Genomic DNA, 19,029 nt, shown 5'->3' with positions numbered 1-19,029 from the left:
CGACACGCAGCCATTGTCCGGGCGAATAAAGATGTTGCAAAAAACGAGACTAAAAGCCCTATCTGAAAACACACCGACCAGAGAGAGACCTCATGCGATTGACCTCCCGTTTGCGCCGGGCCGCCGGCCTGCTTTTCACTCACACGCTGACCATCACCCTCACCTCGGCCGCATGGCTGGGCGCCGCACCCAGCCATGCGGCCGAGCCGCCCAAGCCGGTCGAAGGCAGTTGGGTCGCCCCGAGCTTCCAGTTCCACACCGGCCAGACGCTGGAGAACCTGCGCCTGCACTACATCACCCTGGGCGATCGCAGCAAGCCGGCGGTGCTGGTGCTGCACGGGACCTACCAGAGCGCCGGGGCCATGCTCTCCAAGGATTTCGGCGGCCAGTTGTTCGGCCCCGGCCAGCCGCTGGATGCCAGCAAGTACTTCATCATCATTCCCGATGGCATCGGCGTGGGCAAATCCACCAAGCCGTCCGACGGCCTGCGCGCCGCCTTCCCGCAGTACGACTATGCCGACATGGTGCTGGCGCAATACCGCATGCTCACCGAAGGCATGGGCATCGGCCACCTGCGCCTGATCATCGGCAATTCCATGGGCGGTATGCAGACCTGGATGTGGGGCGGCAACTACCCCGGCTTTGCCGACGGCCTGGTGCCGATGGCCTCGCAGCCCACCGAGATGGCCAGCCGCAACTGGATGATGCGGCGCATGCTGGTGGAATCCATCAAGCAGGACCCGGCCTGGAACAATGGCAACTACACCACCCAGCCCCCGTCGCTGCGCCTGGCCAACAACATGTTCGTCTTCGCCACCAATGGCGGCACGCTGGCCTACCAGGCCATGGCCGGCACCCATGCACAAGCCGACAAGCTGGTCGATGAACGCCTGGCCGCGCCGGTGACGGCCGATGCCAACGACTTCATCTACCAGTGGGGTTCCTCGGCCGACTACAATGCCGCGCCCGGCCTGTCCAAGATCAAGGTGCCGGTGCTGGCCATCAACTCCGCCGACGACGAGCGCAACCCGCCCGAGACCGGCATCCTGCAGGCGGCCCTGAAGGACGTGCCGAGCGCGCAGTTGCTGCTGATCCCGGCCAGCGCCGAGACCCGTGGCCATGGCACCACCGGCATGGCGAAGTTCTACGCGCGTGAGCTGGAACAGTTCATCCAGGGCTTGCCGCAGCGTTGACCGCAACCTGCGTCTGGCACTCGGCGGAGGGCTTCCAGCTGGCACCATGCAGCTGGAAGCCGCTCTTGCCGCTGCTCTTGACGTGATACATGGCGGCATCGGCCTGCTCCAGCAGCAGCGACAGGTCGCTGCCGTGACTGGGATAGAGACTGATGCCGATACTGGCCCCCAGCACGAACTGCTGATCGCCCACCTCGATGGGCGCGGCCAGCCTGGCCAGCAGTTTGCGGGCGATTTCGGGGGCCTGTTCCTGATGCTCCAGCTGGGTGGCGATGACGGTGAATTCATCGCCACCCAGGCGAGCACAGATGTCGGTACTGCGCACTGCTTCCTTCAGGCGCTGGGCCACGCACTTGAGCACCTTGTCCCCGACCGCATGCCCGGCCTTGTCGTTGACCGGCTTGAAGTTATCCAGGTCGATGCAGGGCCTGTTCACACTAAATCTGCGAGTGCGAGAGGTCGTCAAGCGTTGACTGCCTAGGCGCAGCGACGCGCCGTAGTGGTGCTACGGCAAGGAGCTGCAACAACGGCAGGCGACGCTTGCCGGCCTCTCCCGGAGGGTCGCGCCCAGAAGGCGCGCTGGCGGCGTTGCCCGGCAAGGCTGGTGGCACCACCACCAGCCTTGCCGCGCGCCTTGCCACCACGCCTTCTGGGCGCAACGCATCTCGCAGATTTAGTGTGAGCAGGCCCTAGTACACCGCCACCAGATGGTGGGGGCGGGTCGCCAGCAGAAGAGCCTGATCGAACAGGTTGTTCATGAAATGCTTGTTGTAGAGCCCGGTCAACGGGTCCTTGAAGGCCATCGTCAGGGCCTTGGCCTCGGCGCTCAGTAGCCGCCGCTGGAACAGCGAGAGGATGGCCGCCAGCAGGCTCATGTACTGCAAAGCCGCCAATACCGTCCCCAGCACGAAGCCATGGTCCAGCCAGCTTGGATAGAGCGCGCCGATCGGCCCGCCGCATGCCCAGTGCAGCAGCAGGGCGCCGAAGGCGGCGGCCATGACGCGGCGGATCAGGGGCAGGCAATCCAGCTCGGTCCTGACGATGAACCACAGCACATAGCCCAGCATGAAGACGTTGAAGGCGGCATAGACGGGGCTGCGGATCAGCGGCACCGGCAGCCCGCTCCAGGAGGCCAGCAACCACAGCATGGCCGTGCCGCTGACCAGCGCCACCAGCCAGGGACGGATGCCGACCTTGAAGAAGCGCGCGAAGCCTACCGCCAGGAAACTCTTTTCCAGGATCGTGAAACTGCCATAAAACACATTGGAGAGGGCCGGATCTTTGAGAGGGGCCAGGAACAGGAAACTCAGTCGCGCCACCAGCGCACAGCCGATGGCTGCGGCCCACCAGCGAGCGCCGGGATTGGTGCGTGGAATCCGTGATGCCAGCAGGAACAGGGCGATGAAGACGCAATACACCCCGGCCCCGAACGCGTGCACGATCTCATGTTGCATGGCGCCCCCTTGCGCTTTGCCCTTTGCTTCGTCCAGCCATCGTCGAGCAGTCGCTGCTCCCCCGGCAGCCATGATAGCCAAGGGGGATGGAGGCGTACAGGGGGCGAGCGCGATTGGCCGGCAGCATCCCGCCGGGCAATATTGCTGCAGCGAAAAAACGCCTGCGTGCGGGCGGGAGCCGGCGCTGGCAGGGAGCTTCAGCCCAGCCTGGCCTGGCTGGGCGGGTGGCCGATGATGCGCTTGAAGGCGCGGCTGAAGGACGCTTCCGAATCGTAGCCGAGGCGCTCGGCCACCACCGCTACGCGCAGCCCGTCGCGGGCGATCCAGTGGCGCGCCTGGAACATCTTCACCCGGGCCACATACTTGGCCGGGGTCTCGCCCACCGCGCTGGAAAACTTCTCGATGAAGCTCGATCGCGAGGCCCCCATCAGGGACGCCAGTTCGGCCACCGACCAGTCGCGCTCCGGATGCTGGTGCACCGCCGCCAGCACGCGCCCGATCTGCGGGCAGCGCACCGCCGCGATCCAGCCGCTGGCATCGGTGCAGGCGCATTCCACCCAGCCACGGATGATGCTGGCCGCCAGCACATCGGCCAGGCGCGCCAGGATGCCGCAGGCGCCGATGCGGTTGAGCACCACCTCGCGCTCCATCGCATCGAGCAGCGCCAGCACCGCCGGATCGCGCTGGGCCAGGTCGCAGGCGCGCATGGCCTCGGGCATCATCATCAATAGCGGATGCAGGGGATCGAGATTGAAGCGCAGCGTGCCAGAGAACAGCACATGCGAGGGCGCTGGCTTGACGGCTTCGGCACTGGCCCGGTCTACCTCAGCCAGGCCTGGCGCGCTGTCGTCCACCAGAAACAGGTTCTCCGCCAGCGCCTTGCGCGCCAACTTGCCGATTTCCACCGTCGGCAGTCCTGGCGTACTGGCCAGGGCGTGCAGCGAACCCCGTGGCAGCAACACCGCATCGCCGGCATTGAGCTGCAGCCAGTCATCCTGGCCGACCTGCATCCAGCAACTGCCCTGGGCGACAAAATGGAAAGTCGCCTCGCGTCGCGCCGGAAAGGCTACGGCCCACGGTTCATGCAGCACATAGCGCGCATATTCCACGCCATCCAGCCGCAGGCCCAGCAGGATTTCGGTCAGCGCATCGCCTGGATCAGCCTGATGGGGCTCGCGCAGGGCAGGCGCGGGACGGAACCCGGCAGTGGTCTCAGGGATATCGGACAAGTTTGGACGAATAGTCATCTTATTGCGAAATATCGGCATGGAAAGTCCAGACATTTAACCATAAACTTCGCTTCCCTGTGATAAGAAAGGTATTTCCATGTCCAACCCCGGCACCCTCGAGGCCCCGCTGACCCAGACGTCGGCCCCGGCTCGCCCAGCTTCCCCTCCTGCCCACGAAGCAGGGCAGGAGGCCCCCGCCAACTGGGCCGGCATCGCCAGCCTGGCGCTCGGCGTCTTCAGCCTGGTCACCGCCGAATTCCTGCCGGCCAGCCTGCTGACGGCCATCGCCACCGACCTGCACGTCTCCGACGGTGCCGCCGGCCAGGCTGTCACCGCCACCGCCATCGTGGGCGCCGTGGCCGCACCCAGCATCCCGCTGCTGACCCGCAATATCGACCGCAAGCGCGTGGTGCTGATGCTCTCGCTCCTGCTACTGATCTCCAACATCCTGGCCGTGACCGCGCCCAGCCTGCCGGTGCTGCTGGTGGCGCGGGTCCTGCTGGGGGTGGCGCTGGGCGGCTTCTGGTCGATGGCGGCGGCCCTGGCCATGCGCCTGGTGCCGGAGCGCCTCTTCGCACGCGCCATGTCGCTGATCCTCACCGGGGTCTCGGTGGCGACCGTCTGCGCCGCCCCCATTGGCGCCTACATGGGCAATCTGTGGGGCTGGCGCAGCGCCTTCGTGGCCGCTGGCGTGGTCAGCCTGGTCGCCATCGCGATCCAGTGGATCGCCATTCCCCGGCTGCCGCCCAAGGACCATCCCAGCCTCAAGATCCTGTCCGAACTGCTGGGCCGCACCGATGTGCGGGTGGCCTTGCTGGCGGTATTGCTGGTGGTGTCGGGCCATTTTGCCGGCTTCACCTATATCCGCCCGCTGATGGAGCAGATCACCCACATGTCGGTGGCCACCATCTCGGCGGTGTTGCTGGGCTATGGCGTGGGCGGCTTCTTCGGTAACTTCGCCGGTGGTTTCATCGCCGAGCGCAGTGAGCGCTATGCCATCGTCGCCGGCGGCACCCTGATCGCGCTGCTGGCGGCGTCCCTGTGGGTGGCCGGCAGCTCGCCGGTGGTGGCAGCCATCGCCATCACACTGTGGGGCTTTGCCTTTGGCGCCTTCCCGGTCGGCTTCCAGACCTGGATCGTGCGGGCCGCCCCGGACCACGCCGAAGGTGCCGGCGGCCTGCTGGTGGCGGCCTTCCAGGTCGCCATCGCCAGCGGCGCCATCGGTGGTGGTGTACTGGTGGATCACGTCGGCGCCCTGGGTGGGCCGATCTTCGCGGTGATCACCATCACCCTGGGTACGCTGCTGACCCTGCGCTACGGCCCCCGCGGCGGCGGCGCGGCGGTGGCCGGCAACGCCCACTTCTGAGCTGGTATTGAGGACGATCCAGCTGCCTGATCGTCCTCATTGGCTGTCCCCCCGCTTCCGGTGGCCTCTGGCACCGGAAGCGGCACCCCTCCCGGCATTATTCCTCCCCATGCAATAAAGAAGTGCCTGTGGCACGGATTCTCTTCATCCGCGCTTGGCCCCACACTGGCTTCACGGTTCAGGAACAAGTCCTGACCGACTTAACCCACCAGGAGCCACCCCATGAAGATCCATCACCACCCCATGTCCGGCCACGCCCATCGCGCCGTCCTGTTCGCCTCCCTGCTCGGCCTGGATGCCGAACTGGTCGAAGTCGACTTGGCGGCCGGCGCCAACCGCCAGCCGGCCTTCCTCGCGCTCAACCCTTTCGGTCAGGTTCCGGTGCTGGAAGATGAAGGAGTGGTCATCGCCGACTCCAACGCCATCCTGATCTACCTGGCCAAGAAAGCCGGTCGCAGCGACTGGCTGCCGGAAGACGCGCAGGGCGCAGCGACCGTACAGCGCTGGTTGTCGGTGGCGGCTGGCGAACTGGCCTACGGCCCGGCGGCGGCGCGACTGGTGACGGTATTCGGTGCCGCCTTCAATGCCGAGGAAGTGATCAAGCGCGCCCATGTCCTGCTCAATCGCATGGAGCAGCACCTGGGCCAGCGCACCTGGCTGGCAGCCGAGCATCCCACCGTCGCCGACGTGGCCGTCTACAGCTACCTGGCCCGCGCCCCGGAAGGCAATGTCGACCTGAGCGGCTACCCGGCAGTGATCGCTTTCCTGGCGCGCATCGAAGCCTTGCCCGGTTTCGTGCCGTTCATCCAGACCCCGGCCGGCCTGACCGCCAAGGCCTGAACGTCCAGTCCACCGATCAGCCGACCACCCACCACCCATCAGATTCAGCGAGGCCAGACATGAAGACTCCTTCCAACGCACCGACCTGGCATGCCGGCGAGAAGCTGCTCCAGCAAAAGCTGGGCGTGGCCGACAAGATGGAAGCGGTGGGGCGTCGCGTGGTGCGCGACTTCATGCCCGACCAGCATCGCGCCTTCTACGCCCAGTTACCCTTCATCGTGCTGGGTAGCGTGGACGCCGAGGGCGATGCCTGGGCCACCTTCCTGGAAGGCCGGCCCGGCTTCATGGCGTCGCCTTCGCCCACGGTGCTGGACATCCGGGCCCGTCCCTCGGCCCAGGACCCGGCCGCGGCCGGCATGGTCGCCGGTGCGCCAGTGGGTTTGCTGGGGATGGAACTGCATACCCGTCGCCGCAACCGCATGAATGGCGTGCTGACGCCGCTGGCCGATGGCTGGCGGGTGGAGGTGGACCAGAGTTTCGGCAACTGCCCGCGCTATATCCAGCTGCGTGATTTTTCCTTCGAGCGCGAACCGCAAACGGCCCACGTCGACCAGGTCGAGCCGATGACCAGCCTCGACGCTGCAGCCCGCGCGCTGATCGGCCAGGCCGACACTTTCTTCGTGGCGTCCTATGTCGATCTGGATGAGGCCCGTCAGGTCGACGTCTCGCATCGCGGCGGCAAGGCCGGCTTCGTCCGGGTGAACCAGGACGGCTCGCTGACCGTGCCGGACTTCGACGGCAACCTGTTCTTTTCCACACTCGGCAACATCGTCCTCAATGGCCGGGCCGGCCTGATGTTCGTCGATTTCGACAAGGGCGACGTCCTGCAGATGACCGGTGAGGCCGAGCTGATCCTGGACTCGTCCGAGATCGCCGCCTTCCAGGGCGCCGAACGGCTGTGGACCTTCCGTTCGCGCAAGATCGTGCGTCGGCCCGGCGCGCTGGCCCTGCGCTGGCGTTTCCAGCAAGATGCCTGGTCGCCGAATTCGCTCATGACGGGCGACTGGCAGCAGACCGGCCGGCGCCTGCTGGCCCAGGAGCAGGGCAGCCGCTGGCGCAGGCTCAAGGTCGCCCGCGTGGTGCAGGAGAGCGATTCCATCCGCTCCTTCCACCTGCAGCCTGACGACGGTGCCGGCCTGCTGCCGGCGCTGCCCGGCCAGCACCTGCCGATCCGCGTGCAGACCGCCGGCAGCGACAAGCCGCTGATCCGCACCTATACCTTGTCCTCGGCACCGTCGGATCCGCATTACCGCATCAGCGTCAAGCGTGATGGCCAGGTATCCCAGCATCTTCATGCGCAATTGCAGGAAGGTGACCATATTGAAGTGCGGGCGCCGGCCGGCGATTTCATGCTGGATGAAACATCCTCCCGGCCGGTGGTCCTGTTGGCCGGTGGCGTGGGCATCACGCCCATGATCGCGATGCTGCGTCACATGGTGTATGAAGGTTTGCGCACGCAGCGCATGCGTCCGGCCACGCTGTTCTATGCTGCACGCAGCAAAAATGACCGCGCATTCGACGCCGAACTGGCGCAACTGGTGGCCGCCGGCAAAGGTGCCATCAAGGTGGTGCGCGTGCTGGGCGACACCACTGATGCCATCGAAGGCCGCGACTTCGATGCCGCCGGTCGCATCGACATGACCTTGCTGGCACGCGCGCTGCCCTTCGGCGATTACGAGTTCTACCTGTGCGGGCCGTCACCGTTCATGCAATCGCTCTACGACGGCCTGCGCGGCTATGGCATCGGCGATGAACGCATCCATGCCGAAGCCTTCGGCCCGGCATCGCTCACCCGTACCGGTGCTGCCACCGAGACGGCACAAGCCTCACAGGCAGCACAAGCCGCACCCGCCCCGGTACCGGTTGCCACCGAAGCGGTGCCGGTGTTCTTCATGGACAGCCTCAAGGAGGCGCGCTGGACGCCCGGCACCGGCAGCCTGCTGGAACTGGCCGAGGCCCGCGGCCTGGAGCCCGAATTCAGTTGCCGCGAAGGCCACTGCGGCACCTGCCGCACCCGTCTGCTGGCCGGCGCCGTCACCTACCCGACGCCGCCCCAGGCCAAGATCGGCGAGGGTGAGGTGCTGCTGTGCTGCGCCGTTCCCGCGCAGCCGGCCGAGTCGGGAAGTGGCCGCATCGAGCTGGCGCTGTAGGCGGGATCGTGCGCGCCATGCGGGTTGCCTCTGGCCCGGCGGAAGCAGGCATAATGCGAGCTTCTTCGATACCCAGGGAAGGGAAGCACATGGACCGTTGGCTGGCGATGCGCATCTTCGTACAAGTCGCGGAAACGGCCAGTTTCGCCAAGGCCGCGCGTCAGATGCAATTGAGCGCCCCGGTGGTGACCCGTACCGTGGCGGCGCTGGAAGAACTGGTCGGCGGGCGCCTGCTGATCCGCACCACCCGCTCGGTGAAGACCACCGAAGCCGGCGCGCGCTACCTGGAAGACTGCCGCCGCATCCTGGGCGAGATCGCCGAAGCCGAGGCCGCCGCCGCCGGCCACCATGCCAGGCCCGCCGGCACGCTGGCGGTGACCGCTTCCTTCCTGTTCGGGCAGATGCATGTGCTGCCCATCGTCACCGAATACCTGGATCTCTATCCCGACATGCGGGCGCGCACCTTCTTCATCGACCGCCCCGTCAACATCGTCGATGAAGGCATGGACGTGGCCATACGCATCGGCCATCTGCCCGATTCGGGCTTTACGGCCATCCAGGTGGGATCGGTCAGCCAGGTGATCTGTGCTGCGCCGGACTACCTGCGCCAGCACGGCACGCCTGCCTCACCCACCGATCTCAAACGGCATCGCATCGTCACCTCCACCAGCGCCTGGGCCTCGCCCGAATGGCGCTTCGCCGACGGCCAGCGCGTGCTGATCGACGCCGTCCTGCAGACCAACACCAACGAAGCCGCCATCAGCACCGCCCGCAAAGGCTGGGCACTGACCCGGGTGCTGGCCTACCAGGTCGCGGCCGATCTGAAGGAAGGCCGCTTGCAGCGCGTGCTGCGCGAATTCGAAGAGCCGCCCCTGCCGATCCACGTGCTCTACCCGGAAGGGCGGCACTCACCGGCCAAGGTGCGGGCTTTCATCGACCTGGCCGTCAGCCGGTTGCGCAACAACCCCTTGTTCCGCTGAATCCGCCGTGCCCGGCACCGCCGGTGCGCGCATTCACATTCACACTCACACTCAGCGCAGCGCCGCCTGCTCCTGCTCTGCCGCCCGCTCGCGCTTGAGCCGGTCGGTGGCCAGCAGATTGTTCTTGGTTTCCTGGATGTGTCGCTCCAGAAGCATGGCCACCTTGGCCGCATCGCGCTGCTTGCAGGCTTCCAGAATCTCGAAGTGATCGCTCTGCGGGCCTTCCTTGCCGGTGGCCAGCGACATCATTTCGTGGGTGTAGCGGTCGGTGTTCAGACAGAATTCCTCGATCAACCGACGCAGCTTGTTGTTGTTGGATGGCGCGCACAGCGCCAGGTGGAAGCGGCGGTTGTACTCGGCCCATTCCGTGACCGAATCAGAAGCGTTGTAGAGATCCAGGATCTCCTGCAACTGCGCCAGATCCCGCTGCACCATGTTCGGGACGGCAATCTTGGCCGCATGGCATTCCAGGGCGATGCGGATATCCATCATCTCGCACAGCTGGTTCACATCCATCCCCGCCACCACCGCACCGCGATTGCGCTGGTAGGTAATCAGCCCCTCCGATTCAAGCTGGCGCAGTGCTTCGCGCACCGGTAGCCGACTGGTGTTGAAACGTTCGGCCAGGGCGTCCTGGCGCAACTGGGTGCCGGAGGCCATGCTGCCGTTGAGGATTTCATAACGCAACTGGTCGCGGATGATTTGCGGGAGCCCCTTGGCGGCCTTGGCCCGGCTGTTTTGCGTTGGCATTGTCGATTTTCTTGTTGGGTCGCCGATTCCTTGCTTGCTGCCCGGGTTCGAGGCCGGCGCGCTGCGCTGCGGCCCGAACGTCATCTGCATTGCCCGTCGGCATCGCTCGCATTGGCGGAATCTGTGGTCTGAAAAGTTCTTATTGTGCCTCAACTTTTCCTCTGATAGACTGGATCCAATCGTTAGTAAATGGATCCAATTTATATAAAGTTGAATAAAGTAATGACTAATTCATATCCAATAACGGGCAATGAGCCGGTCTTGAACTACGCACCACGCAGCCCTGAACGCGAGGCCTTGCGCGCCGAACTGACGGCCCAGAAGAACGCCTGCCGCGACATCCCGGCCGTGGTGAATGGTCAGTCCCTGTACGGCAGGACCACCACGCCGGTGCGGGCTCCGCACGATCACGAGCGCGTACTGGCCAACCTCTACCACGGCGACCGCGAGACCTGTAGCGCCGCCATCGATGCCGCCCTGGCGGCGCAGCGCGAGTGGAGCAACTGGTCGCTGCAGGAGCGTTCGGCGGTGTTTGAAAAGGCCGCCGACCTGCTGGCCGGACCCTGGCGCGCGCGCATGAACGCGGCCACCATGCTTGGCCAGAGCAAGACCTGTTACCAGGCCGAGATCGATTCGGCCTGCGAACTGATCGACTTCCTGCGCCTGAACGTGCAGTTCGCCCACGAGATCGCGCAGATGCAGCCGCGCCACGCGCCGGGCGTACGCAACCGCACCGAATACCGGCCGCTGGAAGGCTTCGTCTATGCCGTCACGCCCTTCAACTTCACGGCCATCGGCGGCAACCTGGCCATCGCGCCGGCGCTGATGGGCAATACCGTGCTGTGGAAACCGGCGGCCACGGCATCGCTGTCGAACTATCTCTTCATGGAACTGCTGGAGGCAGCCGGATTGCCGCCGGGCGTCATCAATTTCGTGCCGGGCGATCCGGTGGAGATCAGCAACGTGGCGCTGAACCACGCGGCCCTGGCGGGCGTGCATTTCACCGGCTCCACGGCGGTGTTCGACAGCATGTGGGGCGAGGTCGGGCGCAACATCGCGCGCTATCGCGCCTATCCGCGCCTGGTCGGCGAGACCGGTGGCAAGGACTTCGTGCTGGCGCATCGTTCGGCCGATGTCGATGCATTGGCCGTGGCACTGGTACGCGGCGCCTTCGAATACCAGGGCCAGAAATGCAGTGCCGCCTCGCGTGCCTACATTCCGGCCTCGCTATGGCCGGCAGTCAAGATGCGCCTGGTGGCCATGGTCAAGTCGATCAAGATGGGCGATGTCTGCGACTTCGCCAACTTCATGGGGGCGGTCATCGACAAGCGCGCCTTCGATCGCATCCGCAGCTACATCTATCGCGCCCGCGAAGATGCCCAGGCCGAGGTCCTGGTGGGCGGCCAGTGTGACGACCGGAGCGGCTATTTCATCGAGCCGACTGTCATCGAGGTCAAGGATGCGCGTCACGCGCTGATGGAAAACGAAATCTTCGGTCCCGTGCTGGCCGTGTACGTCTACCAGGACAGCCAGTGGGACGAAGTCCTGCAACTGGTGGACGGCACCAGCGCCTACGCCCTGACCGGGGCGGTCTTCGCCAGCGAGCGTGCCGCCATCCAGCAGGCCGGCCAGGCGCTGCGTTTTGCCGCCGGCAATTTCTACATCAACGACAAGCCCACGGGCGCCGTGGTCGGCCAGCAACCCTTCGGCGGCGCGCGCCGCAGTGGCACCAATGACAAGGCCGGTTCGGCGCTGAACCTGTTGCGCTGGGTATCACCGCGCACCGTCAAGGAAACCTCGGCGCCGCCGCATGACTACACCTATGCGCACATGAACAAGTAGCGCCGGCGCAACGCATCGATCGTCCGCCGCCGGCCGGCAGCCGGCAATTCCAGCAATCAGGGCCCGACCTGCAGCAGCGCTGCAAGGGAGCGGCTTTTCTTAAAAAAGGGAGAGAGAGCAATGAAGATCAGGATGAAAGCGGCCGTGGCAGCGGCCGCCTGGGTGGTCGGGTCAGGCGCCATGGCGCAGCAGACGGTACAGATGGGCGCCGTCCTGTCGCTCACCGGTGCCAATGCCACCGTGGGCGAAGACGTGCGTCGTGCCGTGGATCTGGCGGTGGACAAGGTCAATAGCCAGGGCGGGGTACTGGGCAAGAAGTTCTCCGTCATCGTCGAAGACTCCGGCGGCAACCCGACCACGGCCTTGAACGCCGCGCGCAAGCTGGTGTCGGTGGACAAGGTGCCGGTGGTGATCGGCGAATATTCCTCGGGCATCAGCATTCCGCTGGGTCAGTACCTGGTCAAGGAAGGCGTGGTCCACATCAACATCGCCAGTACCAGCGTGAAGATCCGCGACATCGGCGCCACTTCCTTCAACCTGATCGGGCTGGAAAACTTCGGCAACCGCTTCTCCGCGGCCGATACCTGGGCGCTGGGCTACCGCAAGGTGGCCGTGATCGCCCCCAACAATGCCTATGGCCAGGGCGTGGCGCACGGCTTCAAGCAGGAGTTCGAAAAACTCGGTGGCCAGGTCATCACCGAAGTCCTCTACACCGCCGGCCAGTCCACCTACCGCCGCGAACTGCAGCAGATCGCCAGGAGCGCACCGGACGCCTACGTCTATACCGCCTATGGCCAGGAGTCGGCCATCCTCAACCGCGAAGCCTTCGAACTGGGCCTGCGCAAGACACCCTGGTACGGCATCCTGCTGTCCATGTGCCTGTCCGACACGCCGGCCGAGATCGCCAACGGCCAGCTAGGCATGGAAGTGGGCTCAGTCGACGGTCCGGCCGGACGTGCCTATGCCGAAGCCTTCAGTGCCCGATACAAGGAAGGCATGAAGACCTCCTATACCGGTTACGCCTATGACGCCGTGCTGATGACGGCCGCCGCCATCAACAAGGCGAAGTCGGTCGATCCGGCCGAGGTCGCCACGGCCTTGAAGGAGATCGGCAAGAACTACGCCGGCGTCACCGGCACGATCAACTTCGATCAGGACCGCCAGCGCCAGGACCCGCCCTACGCCAAGCTCAAGTACCAGGGCAAGGTGGTTCCCCGCTGAGTCAGAGGCGGCACGTGCGCCTGCGCTGAACGTGCCGTTCGCATTTCCTGCACGGGCCGCCGCCGGGGGAGGGGGCGGTTCCGGCATTTCCCGGAGTATCCGATGTTTCAATTCCTGATTGACACACTGGTCCGCACCTCGGACCTGGCGCTGATCGCGCTGGGCCTGTCACTGGTGTATGGACTGGTGAAGTTTCCCAATATCGCGCACGTGCAGTACGCCATGCTGGGCGCCTATTTCAGCTATTTCCTGCATGCCGCCGGTGTGCCGATGGTGGCCGCGATCCTGCTGTCCTGTTGCGCCGTGGGCTTGCTCACCTTGCTGTTGCACCTGCTGGTGTTCCGTCGCCTGCTGGCGTCCGGCCCGGCCATCACCATGATCGGCTCGCTGGCCCTGGCCATGCTGATGGTGGCTTTTTCGCTGGGCGTGTTCGGTTCCTTCCCGCTGATGTTCAAGTTGCCACTGACGCCGGCGCTGCAGGTGAGCGATATCCGCATCGGCCATACCCAGCTCTACGCCTTGGCCACCACCGTGATCCTGCTGGCGTTGCTGGCGGCCCTGCTGTTCTTCACCCGTACCGGCCGCGCCATGCGGGCACTGTCTTCCAACCCCGCCCTGGCGGCGGCCTCGGGCCTGAATGCCGAGCACATCACGCGCCTGGTCAATTTCTGCAGTGGTGCACTGGCGGCCTTGGGTGGCAGTATGCTGGCCATCACCAGCGGTGCCCACGTCAACCTTGGGCATGACATGCTCTTACCGGTCTTTGCCGCCGCCATCCTGGGCGGGCTGGGCAATCCGCTAGGCGCCGTGGCAGGGGCGTTCCTGATCGCATTGACCGAGACCGTGGTGACCAACCTGAACTTCGGCTGGCTCTTCGGCAAGCCTGTCGCCTTCCTGCCGGTGGCCTACATCAGCGCGGCCTCTTTCCTGATCCTGCTGCTGGCGCTGCTGCTCAAGCCCTACGGCCTCTTCGACCGCGAGGTGCGTCGTGTCTGATTTCCTGATCTTTTCACTGACCATCGCCGGCATCTACGCCATCATGGCACTGGGCCTGAACCTGCAGGCCGGTTATGCGGGTCTGCTCAACTTCGGCCATATCGCCTTTGCCGGCATCGGCGCCTATGCCACCGGCATCGTCACCGCAGCCGGTTACCCGGCCGTGGCCGGGGCTGCGCTGGGCGTACTGGTGGCCATCGTGCTGGGCTGGTGCATTGCCCGCCTGGGGCGTCAACTGGGTGCCGACTATTGGGGCATTGCCACGCTGGCCATCGCCGAAATCCTGCGTACTGTCGCCACCAATGAAGACTGGCTCACCGGTGGTGCCCAGGGCATCAGCGCCATCCGCTTCCTGTTCGGTGACCTGCCCAAGCCCTGGGGGGCGCTGAGCTTCCTGGCCCTGGTGCTGCTGTTGCTGGCGGTCCTGGCCGCTGCCTGCCAACGCCTGGGCGATGGCCGCTTCGGCCGCGCCCTGCGCCTCATGCGGGAAGAACCCAAGCTGGCCGCCTGCATGGGCTACGACCTGCGCGCGCTGAAGTCACGCGCCATCATGGCCGGCGCCGCCACCACCGCCCTGGCCGGCTCCCTCTACGCCCACTACATGAGCTTCGTCGGTCCCGACTACATGCTGGCCTCCGAGACGTTCATGCTGTGGACCATGCTCATGATCGGTGGCATGGGCAATACCGTGGGTGTCATCACGGGCGTGGTACTGGTGCAGGCGGCCTATGGCCTGGTGCCTTTTGCCAAGGACAGCTTGCAGTTCGGTTCCGACATCGCCGGTGCACTGCGCATCGGTCTCATCGGCCTGATCCTGCTGGCCTCGCTGCTCTGGCGCAGCCAGGGCCTGATTCCCGAAAAGCTGAGGAAGATCCCATGACCCTCGTTAGTTCCCCAGCGCTGCTGGAAGTCAGTTCCCTGGCCAAGGCCTTCGGCGGCAACCGCGTCCTGCAGGACGTGCACCTTGCCATCGGTCGCGGCGAGATCGTCGGCCTGCTGGGTCCCAATGGATCCGGCAAGAGCACCCTGCTCAATACCATCACCGGCTTCGAAGCCATTGATGCCGGTTCGGTGCGCTATGCCGGCCAGGAGATCGGTCGGCTGGCTGCACACCGCATCGTCGGGCAGGGCGTGGCGCGCACCTTTCAGTTGCCGTCCATGCCGCAGAAGATGTCGGTGATCGAAGTCGCCATGGCCGCCGCTTCCGCCCACCACGGATTCTGGGAAACCCTGTTGCGTGGCCGGGCCGCACGACGGGCCGAGCAGGCCGCGCGCAACAAGGCCACACGCCTGCTGGACGAATTCCTGCTGACCCATGTACGCGATCTGCCGGCCTCGGCCCTGTCGGGCGGCCAAAAGAAGTTGCTGGGCATCGTCTGCGCCCTGATGGGCGATCCGCAGTTGCTGATGCTGGACGAGCCCACGGCCGGCGTGCATCCCAATCTGCGCAACGATATCGTGCAGGCGCTGTTGCGCCTGAATCGACAGGGCATGACCCTGGTCATCGTCGAGCATGACATGCACTTCATCCGCGAAGTCTGCAGTCGCTGCATCGTGCTCGATCGCGGCCACATCGTGGCCAGCTGCGCCCCGCAGGAGCTCTCCTCCAACGAAAGGGTGCTGCAGGCCTATCTGGGCGGCGGCACATCGCAACAGGATCAAGCTACGGAGGTCACGCCATGATCATGATCGACAAACTGGTCGCCGGCTACAGCGCCGAGGTCGATATCCTCAAGGGCATGTCGCTGCATGCGCAACACGCCGAAATCATCACCCTGCTCGGTCCCAACGGCTGCGGCAAGTCGACGCTGCTCAAGACCATTGCCGGCTTCCTCAGGCCGCGCCAGGGCAGCATCACCCTGCAAGGTGAAGACATCTCGACGCAGCCGGTCCATCACAAGATCCGCCATGGCGGCATCGGTTTCGTACCGCAGACAGAGAACGTCTTCGCCGCGCTGTCGGTGCGCGAGAACCTGCAGGTGGGCGGCCACTACCTGAGCGGCCTGCAAGCGCGTCAGCGCATGGAGCAACTGTGCGAGGACTACCCGGTACTGCGTCGCAAGTTCAATGTCCCGGCCGCCTCCCTGTCCGGCGGCGAACGTCAGATCCTGGCGCTGGCGCGGGCGCTGATGCCGCGTCCCCGCCTGCTGTTGCTCGATGAACCCTCGGCCGGGCTGTCGCCCAAGGTGCTGCTGGAAGTCTTCGACGCCATCTGCACCGTCCGCGACAAGGAACAGGTGACCATCCTGATGGTGGAGCAGAACGCCATGGAGGCCCTGCGCATCTCCGACCGCGCCTATGTGCTGTCCATGGGCACGGTCGCCTTGAGTGGCAAGGCCGGGGAGCTCATGCACGATCCCCAGGTCCGGGAGCTTTATCTGGGTGGTCGCGCCGCCTGATTTCGGTAGTGTGCCTTGCGGGTCGTGGCGAACGCTGCGGCCCGCTTTTTTTGACATCCGGGAACACGGGCAAGGGGGTAGGGGATGGGGCGTCATTTGACGATCAGGGCGGGCTTGGCCGGTGGCATGGGCTTTCTCTCGGCCATGTTGCTGTTGTTGGGGCTGCTGGGGCTGTGGAGCCTGGCCGGCAGCAATGCCGAACTACGCGCCATGTATGCGCAGCGGCTGTTGCCCATGCAGCAGCTTGGTCAGGTCATGGCGGCGCTGGACCGCAGTCGTTCGGGCATCGCCGCTGCCATTCTCGATCCCGGTGCCATTCAGGGCGAGCTGGACGCCTTGCAGCGCGCCCGCAAGGAGGGTGATCAGGCGTGGCAAGCCTATCTGGAGACCATCGAGGACGAAGAGGAACGCGTCCTCGCCGCCCGCTTCAGCGAGCATTACCGCGCGCTCTGGCAGCAGGGTGTCTCACCTGCCATCGAGGCTGTCAGCAGCTTCAATATCCCCGGTGCCACCGAGCTCTACAGTCAGACCCTGGCTCCGCTGTATGCGCGGGCCAGTGTACCGATGGCGCAATTGATCGCCCTGCAGCGCGAACACGGCGCCGCCATCTATGCCCACTCGCAGCAACGCTATCGTCTGGTCTTCATCGCCAGTGGCGTGGCCATGGTGGCCGGCCTGCTGTTCGCCCTGGTGATGGGCGTGCTGCTGTTGCGCGCCATCTCGCGGCCACTGCAGCAAGCCATTGACATCGCCACCCGCGTGGCCCAGGGCGATCTGGGCCATCTCGGCGCACACGTCCATGGCATCGGTCGCAACGAAACCGGCCGCCTGATGCAGGCCCTGGCCAGCATGCATGGCAGTCTGGTGGAGATCGTGGCCAAGGTCCGTCACAGCACGGTCGCCATCACCAGTGCCTCCGACGAGATCGGTAATGGCAATCTCGACCTGTCCCGTCGCACCGAGCGCCAGGCCGCCTCGCTGGAACAGACCGCCGCGTCCATGACCAAGCTGACTGCCACCGTGCGGCACAACGCCGAAGCGGCCCGCCAGGCCGACGACATGGCACGCCAGGCGGCCGAGGTGGCGACCGACGGCCGGCGCGCGGTCAGCGAGGTGGTGCAGACCATGCAGGCCATCGATGCCGCCTCACGGCAGATCGTGGAGATCATCGCGATGATCGATGCCATCGCTTTCCAGACCAATATCCTGGCCTTGAATGCGGCCGTGGAAGCAGCCCGCGCCGGTGAACAGGGGCGTGGCTTTGCCGTGGTGGCGGCCGAAGTCCGGGTGTTGGCGCAACGCTCGGGTGCGGCCGCCCAGGAGATCAAGAGCCTGATCGGCGATACGGTCCTGAAGGTCGATGCCGGCAGCCACCTGGCGCAGGTCGCTGGCGCCACCATGCAGCGCATCGCCGGTCGCATCGAAGAGGTCAGTCACCTGGTGGCGGCCATGGCCCGCAGCAACGAGTCGCAGCGCCAGGACATCGAGCAGATCCATGACGCCGTCACCCAGATCGACCAGGGCACGCAGCAAAACGCGGCTCTGGTGGAACAGGCAAGCGCTGCAGCGTCAGCCTTGCAGGAACAGGCCCGGGACCTGTCGGCGGCGGTGGGCGTGTTCCGGGTGGCGTAGGTTCAGACCGTCCTGGCCTCCAGCGGCACCCGCTGCAGGAACCTCTCAAACGAGGCCAGGAAAGCCTGTTCCGGCGCCGACAGCTTGCGCTGCCCATGCCAGGTCAGGAAGACATCGATCTCGGCCACCGGCCCATCCAGGGGAAGGACCTTCAACTGGCCCTCGGCCACGTCCTGGCCGATCAGGTGCTCGGGCAGGAAACTCAGGCCCACGCCGGCCACCACCATGCGGCGGATTTCCTCCACATGCGACGAGGCGCCGGCAATGTGGCCGGTGAAGCCCTGCTGGTCGCGGAAGACGGTCAACGGGGAGAGCGTGTCGCCCAACTGGTCGCTGGCGAAGCAGACGAAATTCTGCACCAGCAGTTCGGCCATGCTGACGCTGCGCTGGGCGAACAGGGGATGATGCCGGCCACATACCAGCACGTAGCGATGCCGCAGGAAGAGGCGCCGCTCCAGCTTTTCCACCGGCTTGCGGCACAGGCAGAGGCCCAGGCCGCTGCTGCCCTTGGCCAGGGTGTCGAGAATGGCGGCACTCTGCATGACATCGATACGAAACTCCACACGCGGATAGCGGCGATGGAAGCGCGCCAGGAAATCGTCATACGCCGCGCTCTGCACCCGGCTCATCAGCAGCAGCCGCAGGCTGCCTGCCACGTCCTCGCCGGCATGGCCGGCGGCGCCATCGATGCGCGCCACCATGCCATACATCTCCCGCGCCACCGCATAGATTTCCTCGCCCAGCGGCGTCAGGCGGAATTCACCATGGCGGCGATGCAGCAGCACCCCGCCCAAGGTCTCTTCCAGCCGCCGCAGCGCCTGGCTGACCGCAGGCTGGCTCAGGCACAGGGTCTCGGCGGCGCGCCCCACGCCCCGCTCCTGGACCACGAACATGAAGGTACGCAAGAGGTTCCAGTCCATGCGTTCCGAGGACAGCGGCGGCAGGAGCGGGCGGGGGCTGGCGGGGTCGTGGCGCAT

General features: G+C 65.6%; 17 protein-coding genes. 12 read left to right on the top strand and 5 right to left on the bottom strand.

Going from position 1 to position 19,029, the window contains the following annotated elements; all coding sequences use genetic code 11:
• Positions 1-92 precede the first annotated feature (92 nt).
• Positions 93-1,193, top strand: coding sequence for an alpha/beta fold hydrolase (locus tag I5R65_RS24105; protein ID WP_180671284.1), 1,101 nt, complete (start codon positions 93-95; stop codon positions 1,191-1,193).
• Here the strand turns inward: I5R65_RS24105 and I5R65_RS24100 are convergent.
• The 3 genes from I5R65_RS24100 to I5R65_RS24090 all read right to left on the bottom strand — a co-directional run bounded on the left by I5R65_RS24100 (position 1,168) and on the right by I5R65_RS24090 (position 3,876).
• Entirely contained in the window at positions 1,168-1,629 is a 462-nt protein-coding gene (locus tag I5R65_RS24100; RefSeq protein WP_370461041.1) for a diguanylate cyclase domain-containing protein, read from the bottom strand. The genes I5R65_RS24105 and I5R65_RS24100 overlap by 26 nt on opposite strands.
• Before the next feature lie 253 nt (positions 1,630-1,882).
• Complete coding sequence (locus I5R65_RS24095) at positions 1,883-2,647, bottom strand: GGDEF domain-containing protein (protein WP_180671285.1); 765 nt, start codon at positions 2,645-2,647, stop codon at positions 1,883-1,885.
• Positions 2,648-2,844: 197 nt separating this feature from the next.
• On the bottom strand, positions 2,845-3,876 hold the full coding sequence (locus tag I5R65_RS24090) for an AraC family transcriptional regulator (protein WP_231395312.1): 1,032 nt from the start codon (positions 3,874-3,876) through the stop codon (positions 2,845-2,847).
• A 97-nt stretch (positions 3,877-3,973) separates the two neighbouring features.
• Between I5R65_RS24090 and I5R65_RS24085 the strand changes: the two genes are divergently transcribed.
• The 4 genes from I5R65_RS24085 (at position 3,974) to I5R65_RS24070 (ending at position 9,212) form a co-directional block, all read left to right on the top strand.
• Positions 3,974-5,242, top strand: coding sequence for an MFS transporter (locus I5R65_RS24085; protein ID WP_180671287.1), 1,269 nt, complete (start codon positions 3,974-3,976; stop codon positions 5,240-5,242).
• Between the two features lie 222 nt (positions 5,243-5,464).
• Positions 5,465-6,082 (top strand): glutathione S-transferase family protein, encoded by a 618-nt coding sequence (locus I5R65_RS24080; RefSeq protein ID WP_180671288.1) that lies wholly within the window; start codon positions 5,465-5,467, stop codon positions 6,080-6,082.
• 59 nt (positions 6,083-6,141) lie between these two features.
• A complete protein-coding gene (locus I5R65_RS24075) occupies positions 6,142-8,232 on the top strand; it encodes a pyridoxamine 5'-phosphate oxidase family protein (protein WP_180671289.1) in 2,091 nt (696 codons plus the stop codon).
• An 89-nt stretch (positions 8,233-8,321) separates the two neighbouring features.
• Positions 8,322-9,212, top strand: coding sequence for a LysR family transcriptional regulator (locus tag I5R65_RS24070; protein WP_180671290.1), 891 nt, complete (start codon positions 8,322-8,324; stop codon positions 9,210-9,212).
• Between the two features lie 51 nt (positions 9,213-9,263).
• On the opposite strand, the gene I5R65_RS24065 is transcribed toward I5R65_RS24070, so the two are convergent.
• A complete protein-coding gene (locus I5R65_RS24065; protein WP_180671291.1) occupies positions 9,264-9,962 on the bottom strand; it encodes a GntR family transcriptional regulator in 699 nt (232 codons plus the stop codon).
• Positions 9,963-10,184: 222 nt separating this feature from the next.
• Between I5R65_RS24065 and pruA the strand changes: the two genes are divergently transcribed.
• The 7 genes from pruA to I5R65_RS24030 all read left to right on the top strand — a co-directional run bounded on the left by pruA (position 10,185) and on the right by I5R65_RS24030 (position 18,052).
• Complete coding sequence (gene pruA / locus I5R65_RS24060; RefSeq protein WP_180671292.1) at positions 10,185-11,804, top strand: L-glutamate gamma-semialdehyde dehydrogenase; 1,620 nt, start codon at positions 10,185-10,187, stop codon at positions 11,802-11,804.
• A 120-nt stretch (positions 11,805-11,924) separates the two neighbouring features.
• Positions 11,925-13,025 carry an ABC transporter substrate-binding protein gene (locus tag I5R65_RS24055; RefSeq protein WP_102663084.1) on the top strand — a complete coding sequence of 367 codons (1,101 nt, stop codon included), beginning with the start codon at positions 11,925-11,927 and terminating at the stop codon, positions 13,023-13,025.
• 102 nt (positions 13,026-13,127) lie between these two features.
• Entirely contained in the window at positions 13,128-14,021 is an 894-nt protein-coding gene (locus I5R65_RS24050) for a branched-chain amino acid ABC transporter permease (protein WP_180671293.1), read from the top strand.
• Complete coding sequence (locus I5R65_RS24045) at positions 14,014-14,901, top strand: branched-chain amino acid ABC transporter permease (RefSeq protein ID WP_102663086.1); 888 nt, start codon at positions 14,014-14,016, stop codon at positions 14,899-14,901. The genes I5R65_RS24050 and I5R65_RS24045 overlap by 8 nt, the downstream gene beginning before the upstream one ends.
• Positions 14,898-15,704 carry an ABC transporter ATP-binding protein gene (locus I5R65_RS24040; RefSeq protein WP_180671294.1) on the top strand — a complete coding sequence of 269 codons (807 nt, stop codon included), beginning with the start codon at positions 14,898-14,900 and terminating at the stop codon, positions 15,702-15,704. Before I5R65_RS24045 ends, I5R65_RS24040 begins: the two co-directional genes overlap by 4 nt.
• Positions 15,701-16,420 carry an ABC transporter ATP-binding protein gene (locus I5R65_RS24035; protein WP_180671295.1) on the top strand — a complete coding sequence of 240 codons (720 nt, stop codon included), beginning with the start codon at positions 15,701-15,703 and terminating at the stop codon, positions 16,418-16,420. The genes I5R65_RS24040 and I5R65_RS24035 overlap by 4 nt, the downstream gene beginning before the upstream one ends.
• A gap of 84 nt (positions 16,421-16,504) precedes the next feature.
• The gene (locus I5R65_RS24030; protein ID WP_180671296.1) at positions 16,505-18,052 is read left to right on the top strand and encodes a methyl-accepting chemotaxis protein; all 1,548 of its coding nucleotides are present in this window, start codon (positions 16,505-16,507) and stop codon (positions 18,050-18,052) included.
• A 2-nt stretch (positions 18,053-18,054) separates the two neighbouring features.
• Here I5R65_RS24030 and I5R65_RS24025 read toward each other — a convergent pair whose 3' ends face one another.
• Positions 18,055-19,029, bottom strand: coding sequence for a LysR family transcriptional regulator (locus I5R65_RS24025; protein WP_370546939.1), 975 nt, complete (start codon positions 19,027-19,029; stop codon positions 18,055-18,057).

It is taken from the genome of Herbaspirillum sp. AP02 (assembly GCF_015767275.1).
Taxonomy (GTDB): Bacteria; Pseudomonadota; Gammaproteobacteria; order Burkholderiales; family Burkholderiaceae_D; genus Herbaspirillum.
This window is presented reverse-complemented; position numbering and strand designations above follow the sequence as displayed.

Excerpts from the sequence above, each read along its gene's own strand:
- I5R65_RS24105 (WP_180671284.1), top strand. The coding sequence starts at position 93 with ATGCGATTGACCTCCCGTTTGCGCCGGGCCGCCGGCCTGCTTTTCACT.
- I5R65_RS24095 (WP_180671285.1), bottom strand. The coding sequence starts at position 2,647 with ATGCAACATGAGATCGTGCACGCGTTCGGGGCCGGGGTGTATTGCGTC.
- I5R65_RS24085 (WP_180671287.1), top strand. The coding sequence starts at position 3,974 with ATGTCCAACCCCGGCACCCTCGAGGCCCCGCTGACCCAGACGTCGGCC.
- I5R65_RS24080 (WP_180671288.1), top strand. The coding sequence starts at position 5,465 with ATGAAGATCCATCACCACCCCATGTCCGGCCACGCCCATCGCGCCGTC.
- I5R65_RS24075 (WP_180671289.1), top strand. The coding sequence starts at position 6,142 with ATGAAGACTCCTTCCAACGCACCGACCTGGCATGCCGGCGAGAAGCTG.
- I5R65_RS24070 (WP_180671290.1), top strand. The coding sequence starts at position 8,322 with ATGGACCGTTGGCTGGCGATGCGCATCTTCGTACAAGTCGCGGAAACG.
- I5R65_RS24065 (WP_180671291.1), bottom strand. The coding sequence starts at position 9,962 with ATGCCAACGCAAAACAGCCGGGCCAAGGCCGCCAAGGGGCTCCCGCAA.
- pruA (WP_180671292.1), top strand. The coding sequence starts at position 10,185 with ATGACTAATTCATATCCAATAACGGGCAATGAGCCGGTCTTGAACTAC.
- I5R65_RS24055 (WP_102663084.1), top strand. The coding sequence starts at position 11,925 with ATGAAGATCAGGATGAAAGCGGCCGTGGCAGCGGCCGCCTGGGTGGTC.
- I5R65_RS24050 (WP_180671293.1), top strand. The coding sequence starts at position 13,128 with ATGTTTCAATTCCTGATTGACACACTGGTCCGCACCTCGGACCTGGCG.
- I5R65_RS24040 (WP_180671294.1), top strand. The coding sequence starts at position 14,898 with ATGACCCTCGTTAGTTCCCCAGCGCTGCTGGAAGTCAGTTCCCTGGCC.
- I5R65_RS24035 (WP_180671295.1), top strand. The coding sequence starts at position 15,701 with ATGATCATGATCGACAAACTGGTCGCCGGCTACAGCGCCGAGGTCGAT.
- I5R65_RS24030 (WP_180671296.1), top strand. The coding sequence starts at position 16,505 with ATGGGGCGTCATTTGACGATCAGGGCGGGCTTGGCCGGTGGCATGGGC.
- I5R65_RS24025 (WP_370546939.1), bottom strand. The coding sequence starts at position 19,029 with ATGCGCCACGACCCCGCCAGCCCCCGCCCGCTCCTGCCGCCGCTGTCC.